Origin of the sequence: Pseudomonas sp. MEJ108 (assembly GCF_030208985.1) — a bacterium.
GTDB classification, from domain to species: domain Bacteria; phylum Pseudomonadota; class Gammaproteobacteria; order Pseudomonadales; family Pseudomonadaceae; genus Aquipseudomonas; species Aquipseudomonas fragariae.
Map to the genome: position 1 here is coordinate 1 of NZ_JARVSW010000067.1, position 13,637 is coordinate 13,637.

10 protein-coding genes and 2 pseudogenes are annotated in these 13,637 nt (G+C 57.7%); 9 read left to right on the top strand and 3 right to left on the bottom strand.

Going from position 1 to position 13,637, the window contains the following annotated elements; translation table 11 throughout:
• Window positions 1-638: pseudogene (locus tag QRN50_RS23195) on the top strand (RHS repeat-associated core domain-containing protein); the annotation flags it as partial.
• A gap of 42 nt (window positions 639-680) precedes the next feature.
• Here the strand turns inward: QRN50_RS23195 and QRN50_RS23200 are convergent.
• Window positions 681-764 (bottom strand): annotated as a pseudogene (locus QRN50_RS23200) (TetR/AcrR family transcriptional regulator); the annotation flags it as partial.
• Window positions 765-867: 103 nt separating this feature from the next.
• Between QRN50_RS23200 and QRN50_RS23205 the strand changes: the two are divergent.
• Window positions 868-1,947 (top strand): RHS repeat-associated core domain-containing protein, encoded by a 1,080-nt coding sequence (locus tag QRN50_RS23205; RefSeq protein WP_285427627.1) that lies wholly within the window; start codon window positions 868-870, stop codon window positions 1,945-1,947.
• Window positions 1,948-1,978: 31 nt separating this feature from the next.
• On the opposite strand, the gene QRN50_RS23210 is transcribed toward QRN50_RS23205, so the two are convergent.
• Together QRN50_RS23210 and QRN50_RS23215 are read right to left on the bottom strand one after the other, a co-directional pair.
• Window positions 1,979-2,623 carry a TetR/AcrR family transcriptional regulator gene (locus tag QRN50_RS23210; protein ID WP_024642508.1) on the bottom strand — a complete coding sequence of 215 codons (645 nt, stop codon included), beginning with the start codon at window positions 2,621-2,623 and terminating at the stop codon, window positions 1,979-1,981.
• Between the two features lie 458 nt (window positions 2,624-3,081).
• Window positions 3,082-4,458, bottom strand: a complete 1,377-nt coding sequence (locus QRN50_RS23215; protein ID WP_003413528.1) for a glutamine synthetase family protein — start codon at window positions 4,456-4,458, stop codon at window positions 3,082-3,084.
• A 594-nt stretch (window positions 4,459-5,052) separates the two neighbouring features.
• On the opposite strand from QRN50_RS23215, the gene QRN50_RS23220 reads away from it, so the two are divergent.
• The 7 genes from QRN50_RS23220 to QRN50_RS23250 all read left to right on the top strand — a co-directional run bounded on the left by QRN50_RS23220 (window position 5,053) and on the right by QRN50_RS23250 (window position 13,344).
• The gene (locus QRN50_RS23220) at window positions 5,053-6,411 is read left to right on the top strand and encodes a glutamine synthetase family protein (RefSeq protein WP_002555767.1); all 1,359 of its coding nucleotides are present in this window, start codon (window positions 5,053-5,055) and stop codon (window positions 6,409-6,411) included.
• Between the two features lie 68 nt (window positions 6,412-6,479).
• The gene (locus tag QRN50_RS23225; RefSeq protein WP_096126797.1) at window positions 6,480-7,844 is read left to right on the top strand and encodes an aspartate aminotransferase family protein; all 1,365 of its coding nucleotides are present in this window, start codon (window positions 6,480-6,482) and stop codon (window positions 7,842-7,844) included.
• 143 nt (window positions 7,845-7,987) lie between these two features.
• Window positions 7,988-9,085: a polyamine ABC transporter substrate-binding protein gene (locus QRN50_RS23230; protein WP_060400258.1), complete on the top strand. Its 1,098-nt coding sequence runs from the start codon at window positions 7,988-7,990 to the stop codon at window positions 9,083-9,085.
• Between the two features lie 171 nt (window positions 9,086-9,256).
• Window positions 9,257-10,351, top strand: coding sequence for a polyamine ABC transporter substrate-binding protein (locus tag QRN50_RS23235; RefSeq protein ID WP_096126798.1), 1,095 nt, complete (start codon window positions 9,257-9,259; stop codon window positions 10,349-10,351).
• Window positions 10,352-10,406: 55 nt separating this feature from the next.
• Window positions 10,407-11,549, top strand: a complete 1,143-nt coding sequence (gene potA, locus QRN50_RS23240; RefSeq protein ID WP_011269271.1) for a polyamine ABC transporter ATP-binding protein — start codon at window positions 10,407-10,409, stop codon at window positions 11,547-11,549.
• On the top strand, window positions 11,546-12,466 hold the full coding sequence (locus QRN50_RS23245) for an ABC transporter permease subunit (RefSeq protein ID WP_003372160.1): 921 nt from the start codon (window positions 11,546-11,548) through the stop codon (window positions 12,464-12,466). Before potA ends, QRN50_RS23245 begins: the two co-directional genes overlap by 4 nt.
• Window positions 12,463-13,344, top strand: a complete 882-nt coding sequence (locus QRN50_RS23250) for an ABC transporter permease subunit (protein WP_004407356.1) — start codon at window positions 12,463-12,465, stop codon at window positions 13,342-13,344. The genes QRN50_RS23245 and QRN50_RS23250 overlap by 4 nt, the downstream gene beginning before the upstream one ends.
• The last annotated feature ends 293 nt before the right edge of the window (window positions 13,345-13,637 follow it).

The window sequence follows — 13,637 nt, forward strand, 5'->3', positions numbered from 1 at the left end:
GTCCGTTTGATGAGGGCGGGTTGAATGCGTATGGGTATTGTGGAGGGGATCCGGTGGGAGTTGTGGATCCGTCGGGGCATATGCCATTTTCAATTCTCATACAGGCGGCAGACATGATTGAAAAGTTCGGTCCGCAAGCAGCTACTCTTATTGCACAGCGCGCTCTGCAAGGCGTCAGCCCTGCTGCGCGTGTTTTAGGGGGCAAACATACTCCTGCGGCTGTACCATCCTTGGTATCTAAAAAGGCAAGTAAGCTACCGTCCGCGTCCGCGTCCGCCTCTACGTCTACTTCGTCGGCTAAATCTGTTTCGAGTCGCAGGCGGACTGAGCAGCGTAGGACGTTGGAACTAAAAAGGAAAAATTTAATTAATGGACTTTCGACTAGATTGCCTATTGATGAGAGTTCCGCAAAGAGACGGTATGAAAGGTTTGAGGGGCGCGTAAGAGACGCTGAGTATCTAATAGAACATTACACGAAAAACCCTGAGAGAGTTAAGCATAGTATAATTAATCCGTCCCAGTCGCGAGAGCTTTTTGGAGCGAAGCTTGTTAACGCAGAAACTAATTTTAATGCATACCGTAAAAAATATATCGAAAAATTCGGTGAGTACGTTCGGGATCCGCCTAAAGATAAATAATATCGCTGTCTCAGGTCCGCTTCACTAAAAAAATGGCAAATACAATCCCATCGCCAGCGCAAATACGCCTACATCATCCGGCAGTACAGAGCGCTGGATGTGGAGATCAAAAACCTCAAGCATGATGCTTTCAGGCTCGAAGCCGAGCGTTTACCTAGCATTTATGCGAGGTAGGCGGCGTATCGGTTTTGCCGGATGCTGACGGCTGGTTCTATTTGAAGAAGCTGCCATGACTTCCCCCGACCAGACAGTGCTGTGCACGTATCGCTACGACCCGCTGGACCGTCTGGCCTCCAGCTCGCCGGTTGGGCGGGCGGATGTGCAGCGCTTCTATCAAAAGAACCGCCTGGCGACCGAAATAGAGGGTGCATCACGACGCACGGTCTTTCAGCATGAAGACCTGTTATTGGCTCAGCAGCGGCATGTCGATGGTGTGGTGGACACGACGCTTCTTGCGACCGATCAGCAACGTTCTGTCCTGCGGGTTGTGGATAAGTCCGGGATCGAGCCTGTAGCGTACAGCGCCTATGGCCATCACCCGGCGGAAAGCGGACTGACCAGTTTGCTGGGGTTCAATGGCGAGCGGCGTGATCCGGTTACCGGGCATTACCTGCTGGGGAATGGGTATCGGGCTTATAACCCGGTGTTGATGCGGTTCAACAGCCCGGACAGTTTGAGTCCGTTTGATGAGGGCGGGTTGAATGCGTATGGGTATTGTGGGGGTGATCCGATTGGGTTTGTGGATCCGTCAGGGCATGCGCCGTATAACAGGCTACTCAGACGGGCACTAGAAAACGCACGCTTGAAATCACCTAGCCGGAAAGATCGAATATCTACCCGTTTGTTGAGGGTGCTTGGCAAACGCTCAGAAGCGCCTCCTTCACGGGAAGGCAAGCCTTTACCTATATCACCCCTGGCATCAACGAGCGCTGCCTCATCTCCTCCACCCTCGACGACCTCAACTCTGCAAGCTCCTGATAAAGGTAGGCCGGCGATGACCACTCCAGCCATGACCTGGGAGTATAGGGTGAAGAAGGCTGAGGAGTTTCATCATCCAGTGAGCACGGCGGTGCCTACGGACTTTGAAGTGGCCAAAATCTATTTGGAGCGGCACCTTAAAAGACTGCTGGACGTAGAAAATACCATACTTTTTTATAAATCCAATCGGGCTGTAGATACCGGGAATTTTATAGAGGCTGGCCCGTCGCAGTTTTATAAAGCTATCCTGTTGAGAGATATTAATGCTTTTAAAGTATATGCAGCTGGTATGTCTAGAAAACACCGTAAGGCTATACGTAAACAGCGTTAATAACAGTATTACACTCAGTCTCTACAAACGGTCACTGCAGTGGTGATATTTTTCTCTTCACCAAAAACACCGGCAAATACAACCCCAAATACGCATCAAACACCCGCATCCCTTCCTCAGCCATGCGCGGTGTGATCTCGTCATGCAACTGCACCGACCGCGCATACACCCGATCCCCCAGTTCCATGGCCAGCGCAAATACGTCTACATCGTCCGGTAACGCGGGCAGCTGGAAGTGGCGGTCAAACACTTCAAGCATCAAGTGCCCCAGTTCAATGTCGTGCTGTCGGTCGGCCTGGTTGATTTCGGTCAGGCCGTGCTGGGCGAGGATCAATTGGCGGGCGGCGGCGTCGGCGTTGTAGATGGCCAGCATGCGCAGCTCGACGATGCGTGACAGGTCGCGCCAGGTGGTGAGCTGGTCGTGATCGATGGGTGCCTGCAGCGAGGCGCGAAAGGCGGCGTGGATGTCGGCGGTCAGTGCTTCAAGCAGCGCGGGGACGCTGGCGAAGAAGTGGTACACCGACGAGGGCGGAATGCCGGCGCGCTCGGCAACGCTGTAAATCGACAGGCTGGCCACTCCTTGTTCGGCAAGCAGCGTGCGGGCGGCGTCGAGAATCGAATCGATTCTGGCCTGGCTGCGTGCTTGAGGTTTGCGAGGAGTGGCGGCGCGTGTCATGGGCGTGGCTCTTGGTTGGGCTGCAGGCATTGTAAGGGATTCTGACGGGATGAATCGCTGCCGTCGCCAAACGATTATTGCTCCCACGCTCCACGCTCGTCGGTATACACAAATCTAACTGTTTATCGTGCCAATGCTCCGCGTTGGCATGCAGTTCGTGACGCTCTGCGTCACAAATCTTCAGTCTGGCGAGATAGCGTGCGTAAATGAAACTCGGGCTTTAAGAGTGCCGCAACTCGTACAGCCTGAAGTAGGCGTCAACGCTCCACTGTGTGACGCGGAGCGTCACGAACTGCATTCCCACGCTGGAGCGTGCGGAACGATAAGCGTGCGGCCATATGATTATCGCTCCCACGCTGGAGCGTGAGGAACGACAGGTGTCCGGGGGAGGGCATGCACACCAAACAAAAACGCCGCAAGGCTCAAAGCCTGCGGCGTTTTGTGTTACTCGGCCTCAATCAGACCGTATGCAGGTACCAGTTGTACTCGAGGTCGGAGATGGAGTGTTCGAACTCTTCCAGCTCGCTCTCTTTACAGGCGACAAAAATGTCGATGTATTTCGGGTCGATGTACTTGGCCATCACCGGGTTGTCGTCCAGCTCGCGCAATGCATCGCGCAGGTTGTTCGGCAGGCTTTGTTCGTGTTGCTCGTAGGAGTTGCCTTCGACCGGAGCGCCAGGCTCGACCTTGTTGACCAGGCCGTGGTGCACGCCCGCCAGGACCGAAGCCATCACCAGATACGGGTTGGCATCGGCGCCGGCAACGCGGTGTTCGATACGTACCGCATCGGCAGTGCCGGTCGGTACGCGAACGGCGACCGTACGGTTATCCAGGCCCCAGGTCGGTGAGTTGGGCACATAGAACTGCGCACCGAACCGGCGGTACGAGTTGACGTTCGGGCACAGGAAGGCCATTTGTGCCGGCAGGGTCTCGAGCACACCGCCGATTGCGTGACGCAATGCGGCGTTCTGCTCGGGATCCTCGCTGGTGAAGATGTTCTTGCCGTCGCGATCCAGAATCGAAATGTGAACGTGCAGACCATTACCCGCCTGACCCGGATAGGGCTTGGCCATGAAGGTCGTGTCCATCTCGTGATCGTAGGCGATGTTCTTGATCAGGCGCTTGAGCAATACCGCGTAATCGCATGCCTTGATCGCGTCGGCGACGTGATGCAGGTTGACTTCGAACTGGGCCGGGGCGCTTTCCTTGACGATGGCGTCGGCAGGAATGCCTTGTTCCTTCGCACCTTCGAGGATGTCCTGAAGGCAGTCGACGTATTCGTCGAGGTCGTCGATCAGGTAGACCTGTGTCGAATGCGGGCGTTTGCCGGAGATCGGCGAGCGGGGCGGTTGTGGGCGACCGTTCACGTTCTCCTGATCGATCAGGTAGAACTCCAGCTCGAACGCGGCGCAGATGGTCAGGCCCATTTCGTCGAATTTGGCGACGACCTGGCGCAATACTTCACGCGGGTCGGCGAAAAACGGATCGCCTTCGAGTTCGTGCATGGTCATCAGCAATTGCGCGGTAGGGCGCTTTTGCCATGGCTCGTTGCACAGGGTGTCGGGGATGGGATAACAGATTCGGTCAGCATCACCGATGTCCAGGCCCAGACCGGTACTCTCCACCGTGGAGCCATTGATATCCAGAGCAAATAAAGAGGCAGGCAGGTTGATGCCCTTCTCGTAAACCTTATGGAGGCTGGTGCGTTCGATGCGTTTGCCACGCACCACACCATTCATATCTGCAATCAGAAGGTCAACGTACAGAACCTCAGGATGTTCCTTAAGGAACGCGTTCGCTTCGTTAAGCTGAACGGCACGCGGGGGTACCGACATGATGCAACACCTTTGTTGTTAAAAATATCAATCATCAATGATTGCGGATCTCAGTCAATCCGAAAGCCATGATGAAGTCAATAGAGCCTTTTTTTGCCCTAAAACTGCGCCATATGGCCTTTTTTGCTGCTATTTAGGGCGTTTTATTCCGTTTTTTACCGATGTTAAATAAGAGCTAAAGCGGCCTGTCTACTGTTTTTAACGGGCTGTTGTATAAAAAAATGAACGAGGCTAAGCTCGATCGCAACCCAGTAGAGCAACAACAGCGGGGGTCCAATGCTTCACCTTTCCCTGGTCGACACGCGACTATCAAGTCCGTACAGCGCTCATCATGCCTGTGATATCGGTGCTCGTGGTGGGTTGCCACGCATTGCGACATCCCTGAACGGTCATCGAAGCCAGTCTGCCCTGTTCTCAACGCTGGACACTACCAGTATAGCGGCGTCGTCAGTGTGACCGCGGCCGTCTGGAAATCCGACCCCGCAGCTGTCACCTTACCCCTATTCGGCGTCTGCCGAAACGAGTTGTACATCATGACGCCGATGCGTCTGGAACGCCTGATCACGATCAGGACAATAAAACCCTGAGGTATTTATGAGTACCAACCTCGACCAGCTCACCGATTGGTTGAAAGAACACAAGATTACCGAAGTCGAATGCATGATGTCCGACCTCACCGGGATCACGCGCGGCAAGATCTCGCCGACCAACAAGTTCATCGCAGAAAAAGGCATGCGCCTGCCTGAAAGCGTGCTGTTGCAGACGGTGACCGGTGACTACGTAGAGGACGATATCTACTACGAGCTGCTGGACCCGGCAGACATCGACATGATCTGCCGTCCCGACCAGAACGCGGTGTATCTGGTGCCCTGGGCGGTCGAGCCCACTGCGCAGGTGATTCATGACACCTACGACAAGCAAGGCAACCCCATCGAGCTGTCGCCGCGCAACGTGCTGAAGAAGGTCCTCAAGCTCTACGCCGATCAGGGCTGGCAGCCCATCGTGGCGCCGGAGATGGAGTTTTACCTGACCAAGCGCAGCGACGACCCTGACTACCCGCTACAGCCGCCGATCGGCCGCTCCGGGCGTCCGGAAACCGGCCGTCAGTCGTTCTCGATCGAAGCGGCCAACGAGTTCGATCCGCTGTTCGAAGACGTCTATGACTGGTGCGAACTGCAGAACCTGGACCTGGACACGCTGATCCACGAAGACGGCACGGCGCAGATGGAAATCAACTTCCGTCACGGTGATGCCCTGTCGCTGGCTGACCAGATTCTGGTGTTCAAGCGCACCATGCGCGAAGCCGCCCTCAAGCACGATGTCGCGGCGACCTTCATGGCCAAGCCGATGACCGGCGAGCCAGGCAGTGCCATGCACCTGCACCAGAGCATCATCGACATCGAGACCGGCAAGAATATCTTCTCCAACGAAGACGGGACCATGAGCGAGCTGTTTCTGAACCACGTCGGTGGTCTGCAGAAGTTCATCCCCGAGCTGTTGCCGCTGTTCGCGCCCAACGTCAATTCGTTCCGGCGCTTTCTGCCCGACACCTCGGCGCCGGTGAACGTCGAGTGGGGCGAAGAGAATCGCACCGTCGGCCTGCGTGTGCCGGATGCCGTGCCGCAGAACCGTCGCGTGGAAAACCGTCTGCCGGGTGCCGATGCCAACCCTTATCTGGCCATCGCCGCCAGTCTGCTGTGCGGCTTCATCGGCATGGTCGAAGGCATCAACCCGAGCGCACCGGTGGTCGGACGGGGTTACGAGCGGCGCAATCTGCGTCTGCCGTTGACCATCGAAGACGCGTTGGAGCGCATGGAAAACAGCAAGACCATCGAAAAATACCTGGGCAAGAAATTCATCATCGGTTACGTCGCGGTCAAGCGCGCCGAGCATGAAAACTTCAAGCGCGTGATCAGTTCGTGGGAGCGGGAATTCCTGCTTTTCGCCGTCTGATCACGCAGAGCGCCGCCGCGGTCGAGGCGCGGCGCTCTGCCAACTGACCTGATCAAAGGAAGTGCTGCATGAGTGCCAACAACCCGCAAACCCTCGAATGGCAGGCCCTGAGCAGCGAGCATCACCTGGCACCGTTCAGCGACTACAAACAACTGAAAGAGAAAGGCCCGCGCATCATCACCCGTGCCGAGGGCGTTTATCTGTGGGACAGCGAGGGCAACAAGATCCTCGATGGCATGTCCGGCCTGTGGTGCGTGGCCATCGGTTATGGCCGCGAAGAACTGGCCGACGCAGCCAGCAAACAGATGCGCGAGCTGCCGTACTACAACCTGTTCTTCCAGACCGCCCACCCGCCGGTGCTGGAACTGGCCAAGGCCATCTCCGACATCGCTCCCGAGGGCATGAACCATGTGTTCTTCACCGGTTCAGGCTCTGAAGGCAATGACACGATGCTGCGCATGGTTCGTCATTACTGGGCGCTGAAAGGCCAGCCGAACAAGAAAACCATCATCAGCCGCGTCAATGGCTACCACGGCTCCACCGTCGCCGGTGCCAGCCTGGGTGGCATGACCTACATGCACGAACAGGGCGACCTGCCGATCCCGGGGGTGGTGCACATTCCACAGCCTTACTGGTTCGGCGAAGGCGGCCACATGACACCGGACGAGTTCGGCATCTGGGCGGCCGAGCAACTGGAAAAGAAAATTCTCGAGCTGGGCGTCGAGAACGTCGGTGCGTTCATTGCCGAGCCAATCCAGGGCGCGGGCGGTGTGATTGTCCCGCCTGATTCCTACTGGCCGAAGATCAAGGAAATCCTTTCCCGCTACGACATCCTGTTCGCCGCCGATGAGGTGATTTGTGGCTTCGGGCGTACCAGTGAGTGGTTCGGTAGCGATTTCTATGGCCTCAGGCCGGACATGATGACCATCGCCAAAGGCCTGACCTCCGGTTACGTACCGATGGGCGGCCTGATCGTGCGCGATGAAATCGTTGCGGTGCTCAATGAGGGTGGCGATTTCAATCACGGCTTTACCTACTCCGGGCACCCGGTGGCGGCCGCGGTTGCGCTGGAGAACATCCGTATCCTGCGCGAAGAAAAGATCGTCGAACGGGTCAGGTCGGAAACGGCACCGTATTTGCAAAAGCGTTTGCGTGAGTTGAGCGATCATCCGCTGGTGGGCGAAGTCCGGGGTGTCGGGCTGCTCGGGGCCATTGAGCTGGTGAAGGACAAGACCACCCGCGAGCGCTATACCGACAAGGGCGCGGGAATGATCTGTCGAACCTTCTGCTTCGACAATGGCCTGATCATGCGGGCTGTGGGCGATACCATGATCATTGCGCCACCGCTGGTGATCAGTTTTGCGCAAATCGATGAGCTGGTAGAGAAGGCGCGCAAATGCCTGGATCTGACGCTGGCGGTGTTGCAGGGCTGAAAATGCCAAAAAAAGCGTCGATTCAAGCGCAATGTGCATTGTTTGAGGGGGCTTCGGCTTGAAAGCCTGCCCAGGAAGTTGCCAGACTAATGGCTACACGCCGCTAACTGACGGTCAGTGATAAAAATACATTGGAGCTACGCATGAAAAAATTTGGCAAGACCCTTCTCGCGCTGTCCCTGATGGGCGTTGTGGCCACTGCTGCGCAGGCCGATGACAAAGTGCTGCACGTCTATAACTGGTCCGATTACATCGCGCCGGACACCGTTGCCAAGTTCGAGAAAGAATCGGGCATCAAGGTGGTCTACGACGTTTTCGACAGCAACGAGACGCTGGAAGCCAAATTGCTCGCTGGCAAATCCGGCTATGACGTGGTCGTGCCATCCAACAACTTCCTGGCCAAGCAGATCAAGGCTGGCGTTTATCAGGAGCTGGACAAGTCCAAACTGCCGAACTGGAAGAACCTCAACGAATCGCTGCTCAAGGCCGTGTCGGTCAGCGACCCAGATAACAAGTACGCATTCCCGTATATGTGGGGGTCGATCGGTATCGGCATCAACCCGGACAAGGTCAAGGCCGCGCTGGGTGCTGACGCGCCGGTCAACTCGTGGGACCTGCTGTTCAAGCCGGAAAACGCTGCCAAGCTAAAGTCGTGCGGCATCAGCTTCCTCGATTCGCCAACCGAAATGCTGCCAATCGCGCTGCATTACCTGGACTACCCGACCGACTCGCAGGACAAGAAACAGCTCGCCAAAGCCGAAGAGCTGTTCATGACGATTCGTCCGTCGATTGGCTATTTCCACTCGTCCAAGTACATCTCGGACCTGGCCAACGGCAACATCTGCGTCGCAGTCGGCTACTCGGGTGATATCTACCAGGCCAAGTCGCGCGCTGCCGAGGCCGGTGGCAAGGTCAAAGTGGCTTACAACATTCCGAAAAAAGGCGCCGGCAGCTTCTATGACATGGTCGCGATTCCCAAGGATGCCCAGAACGTCGAGGGTGCCTACAAGTTCATGAACTTCCTGATGAGGCCGGAAGTCATGGCCGAGATCACCAACGCCGTGCGCTTCCCGAACGGTAACGCGGCGGCTACGGCGCTGGTCGACAAGGAAATCACCAGTGATCCGGGCGTTTACCCGCCTGCTGACGTCCAGGCCAAGCTGTATGCAATCGCCGACCTGCCTGCTGCCACGCAACGGATCATGACCCGCAGCTGGACCAAGATTAAGTCAGGTGAATAAGCCTGTCATCAAACCTGTGGATGCTGCGTAGCCTCGGCTGCGCAGCTTCCAGCAGACAGGAATATTGCCTAAACCTTTGCTGGTTGGACGCATAGACGGTAAGTTGCGCGCCGGTTTGGTTTTCCGGACGCCCTCCGGCGCTCAGGCCCCTCTGTTAAAAGGACTCATTCTTTGTCTATTTCTATTCTTTCCAAAGCCTTGCTGGCGGCTGCCGGCCTGACACTGACCCTCGGTGCCCAGGCTAAGTCCACCGTGCATATTTATAACTGGTCCGACTACATCGGCAAGACCACCCTGACGGACTTCGAAGCCACCACCGGCATCAAGCCGATGTATGACGTGTTCGACTCCAACGAAACCCTGGAAGCCAAGCTGCTGGCCGGGCGCACCGGTTACGACGTGGTGGTGCCGTCCAACCACTTTCTTGGCAAGCAGATCAAGGCGGGTGCGTTCCAGAAGCTCGACAAGTCGCTGCTGCCCAACTACAAGAATCTCGACCCGGCGCTGCTCAAGCGTCTGGAGAAGAACGATCCGGGTAACCAGTACGCCGTGCCGTACCTGTGGGGCACCAACGGCATCGGTTACAACGTCGAGAAGGTCAAGGCCGTGTTGGGCGTCGACAAGATCGACTCCTGGGCCGTGCTGTTCGAGCCGGAGAACATCAAGAAGCTCTCCAGCTGTGGCGTAGCGTTTCTTGATTCTGCCGATGAAATGTTGCCAGCGGTGCTCAACTACCTTGGGCTGGACCCCAACAGCACCAAGGAAGCCGATTACAAGGAGGCCGAAGCCAAACTCATGGCTATTCGTCCTTACGTGACCTATTTCCACTCGTCCAAATACATTACCGACCTGGCCAACGGCGACATCTGCGTTGCCGCAGGTTTCTCAGGCGATGTGTTCCAGGCCAAGGCTCGTGCAGAAGAAGCGGGCAAGGGCGTGAAGCTCGCCTACAGCATCCCGAAAGAGGGCGGCAACCTGTGGTTCGACATGCTGGCCATTCCGGCTGATTCGAAAAACATCAAGGAAGCCAGCGCCTTCATCAACTACATGCTCGACCCCAGGGTGATCGCCAAGGTCAGCGATGAAGTCGGCTATGCCAACCCCAATCCCGCCTCCGGCGAGTTCATGGACCAGAAAATCCGTACTGACGCAGCGGTCTACCCGCCTCAGGAAGTGCTGGACCGGCTGTTCGTGAACAGCGAGTTGCCACTCAAGGTGCAACGTCTGATGACCCGCAGCTGGACCAAGGTCAAGTCGGGCGAATAAAAATCCAGCACCCGGCCATATGGGCCGGGTTGCCTATCTGTTGGGAGTTTCACCCATGGCAGTTGCCTCCGGCGCCTACAAGAAAGCCCTCGAAGGCGGTCAGCAACCCAAAGAGGTGCTGGTCAGGATTGATCGGGTCACGAAAAAGTTCGACGAGACGATCGCGGTGGACGATGTGTCCCTGCAGATCAACAAGGGCGAGATCTTCGCCCTGCTTGGCGGCTCTGGCTCCGGCAAATCGACACTGCTGCGCATGCTGGCCGGGTTCGAACGGCCGACCGAAGGCCGCATCTACCTCGACGGCGTCGACATCACCGACATGCCGCCGTACGAACGCCCGATCAACATGATGTTCCAGTCCTACGCGCTGTTCCCGCACATGACCGTGGCGGACAACATCGCCTTCGGCCTCAAGCAGGACAAGCTGGGCAAGCCGGAAATCGAAGCCCGCGTGGCGGAGATGCTCAAGCTGGTGCAGATGACCCAGTACGCCAAGCGCAAGCCGCATCAGCTCTCTGGCGGTCAGCGTCAGCGCGTGGCCCTGGCTCGTTCGCTGGCGAAAAAGCCCAAGCTGTTGCTGCTCGACGAGCCGATGGGTGCGCTGGACAAGAAACTGCGTTCGCAGATGCAACTGGAGCTGGTGGAGATCATCGAGCGCGTCGGCGTGACCTGCGTGATGGTGACTCACGATCAGGAAGAGGCCATGACCATGGCCGAGCGCATCGCGATCATGCACCTGGGCTGGATCGCGCAGATCGGCAGCCCGATCGACATCTACGAGACCCCGACCAGCCGTCTGGTCTGCGAATTCATCGGCAGCGTCAACCTCTTCGAAGGTGACGTGATCGAGGACATGGAAGCCCATGCGCTGATCCGCAGCCCCGAGCTGGAGCGCAATATCTATGTCGGCCACGGCGTCAGTACGTCGGTGGAAGACAAGCACATTACCTACGCACTGCGTCCGGAGAAGCTGCTGATCACCACCGAGCAGCCAGGCTTCGAATACAACTGGTCGCGTGGCAAGGTCCACGACATCGCCTATCTGGGCGGTCATTCGGTGTTCTACGTCGAGCTGCCGGGCGGCAAGCTGGTGCAGTCGTTCGTCGCCAACGCCGAGCGTCAGGGCGCACGGCCTACCTGGGGCGATGAAGTCTACGTGTGGTGGGAAGACGACAGCGGCGTGGTACTGCGCTCATGAAAATCCGCAAGATCAAGCGCGCGTTCGAGCGCATAAAGCCCAACGGGCGGCAGATGGTCATCGGCGTGCCGTTCCTCTGGCTGTTCCTGTTCTTTGCTCTGCCGTTTCTGATCGTGCTCAAGATCAGCTTCGCCGAGGCCGACGTCGCGATCCCGCCGTACACCGAAATCTTCAGCTACGCCGACGAAAAGCTGCAGATGGTCCTCAACTTCGCCAACTACACCTTGCTCAGTGGCGATGATCTGTACGTTTCGGCCTATCTGGGCTCGCTGAAGATGGCCTTCATCAGCACCTTGCTGTGTCTGCTGATCGGCTATCCGATGGCCTACGCCATCGCCAGCGCGCGCAAGGACCTGCAAACCGTGCTGTTGCTGCTGATCATGATGCCGACCTGGACGGCGATCCTGATCCGCGTCTACGCCTGGATGGGCATCCTCAGCAACAACGGGCTGCTCAATGCATTCCTGATGTGGCTGGGCCTGATCGACGCGCCGTTGCAGATCCTCAACACCAACCTGGCGGTGTACATCGGCGTGGTCTATTCCTACCTGCCGTTCATGATCCTGCCGCTGTACGCCAACCTTGTGAAGCACGACACCAGCCTGCTGGAAGCCGCGTCCGACCTGGGTTCGAGCACCTTCAACAGCTTCTGGAAAATCACCGTGCCGCTGTCCAAGAACGGCGTGATCGCCGGCTGCATGCTGGTATTCATTCCGGTGGTCGGCGAGTTTGTGATTCCCGAGCTGCTCGGCGGCCCGGAAACCCTGATGATCGGCCGCGTGCTGTGGCAGGAGTTCTTCAACAACCGTGACTGGCCGGTGGCTTCGGCGCTGGCGGTCATCATGCTGCTGGTGCTGATCGTGCCCATTATCCTGTTCAACCGCAGTCAGGCCAAAGAACTGGAGGGCAAGGCATGAACCGCTTTCGATTCTCGAACCTGATGCTGGTGCTGGGTTTGCTGTTCATCTATGCGCCGATGGTGATTCTGGTCATCTACTCGTTCAACGCCTCGCAACTGGTGACGGTCTGGGGCGGCTGGTCGGTGAAGTGGTACGTCGGCCTGCTGGACAACTCGCAACTGATGGGCTCAGTGATGCGCTCGCTGGAAATCGCCTGCTACACCGCCGTTGCTGCGGTGGCGCTGGGGACCATGGCAGCGTTTGTGCTGACCCGCATCAGCCGCTTCAAGGGCCGCACGTTCTTTGGCGGGCTGGTCACAGCTCCCTTGGTAATGCCGGAAGTGATCACCGGTCTGTCGCTGTTGCTGCTGTTCGTGGCCATGGCGCAGATGATCGGCTGGCCGCAGGAACGCGGCATCATGACTATCTGGATCGCGCACACGACGTTCTGTGCGGCCTACGTGGCGGTGGTGGTGTCGGCGCGCCTGCGTGAGCTGGACCTGTCGATCGAAGAAGCCGCAATGGACCTGGGCGCCCGTCCGTGGAAGGTGTTCTTGCTGATCACTATCCCGATGATCGCACCGTCGCTGGCAGCCGGGGGCATGATGTCCTTCGCTCTGTCGCTGGACGACCTGGTACTCGCCAGCTTCGTTTCCGGGCCCGGCTCGACCACCTTGCCAATGGAAGTGTTCTCAGCCGTGCGTCTGGGTGTGAAGCCTGAAATCAACGCCGTGGCGAGCCTGATCCTGCTGGCCGTGTCACTGGCGACCTTTCTGGTCTGGTTCTTCACCCGCCGCGCGGAAAACAACCGCAAGCGTGCGATCCAGCAAGCCATCGAGGAAAGCGCGGCAGACGCCTGGAAACAGCCTGATCCAAGGCGTGCTCCGGCGGCGTGAAGACCTGATTGCGCGCGATACACAAGTCCGCTCCTGATTCTGCCCTCCGGGCGTGGGAGCCAACTTGTTCGCGAAGATGTTGGTCGCAAGTCCGCTCTTGATTCTGCCCGCAGGGCGTAGGAGCGAACTTGTTCGCGAACTGCCGGGGACCGGCAGCAAAACCAGCGACCTCGGTCGTGCCTGATGTACCGCACTTGACGGTTTCACTGTCGGTTCCCGACAGTTCGCGAGCAAGCTCGCTCCCACGCCCTCCGGGCAGAAGCCCCATTTCCGGGCTCGGCGCAGAGAGTGTC

What these genes read in the sequence shown, in the direction of transcription:
- QRN50_RS23205 (WP_285427627.1), top strand. Translation starts at nt 868, where the DNA reads ATGACTTCCCCCGACCAGACAGTGCTGTGCACGTATCGCTACGACCCG.
- QRN50_RS23220 (WP_002555767.1), top strand. Translation starts at nt 5,053, where the DNA reads ATGAGTACCAACCTCGACCAGCTCACCGATTGGTTGAAAGAACACAAG.
- QRN50_RS23225 (WP_096126797.1), top strand. Translation starts at nt 6,480, where the DNA reads ATGAGTGCCAACAACCCGCAAACCCTCGAATGGCAGGCCCTGAGCAGC.
- QRN50_RS23250 (WP_004407356.1), top strand. Translation starts at nt 12,463, where the DNA reads ATGAACCGCTTTCGATTCTCGAACCTGATGCTGGTGCTGGGTTTGCTG.
- QRN50_RS23210 (WP_024642508.1), bottom strand. Translation starts at nt 2,623, where the DNA reads ATGACACGCGCCGCCACTCCTCGCAAACCTCAAGCACGCAGCCAGGCC.
- potA (WP_011269271.1), top strand. Translation starts at nt 10,407, where the DNA reads ATGGCAGTTGCCTCCGGCGCCTACAAGAAAGCCCTCGAAGGCGGTCAG.
- QRN50_RS23245 (WP_003372160.1), top strand. Translation starts at nt 11,546, where the DNA reads ATGAAAATCCGCAAGATCAAGCGCGCGTTCGAGCGCATAAAGCCCAAC.
- QRN50_RS23215 (WP_003413528.1), bottom strand. Translation starts at nt 4,458, where the DNA reads ATGTCGGTACCCCCGCGTGCCGTTCAGCTTAACGAAGCGAACGCGTTC.
- QRN50_RS23230 (WP_060400258.1), top strand. Translation starts at nt 7,988, where the DNA reads ATGAAAAAATTTGGCAAGACCCTTCTCGCGCTGTCCCTGATGGGCGTT.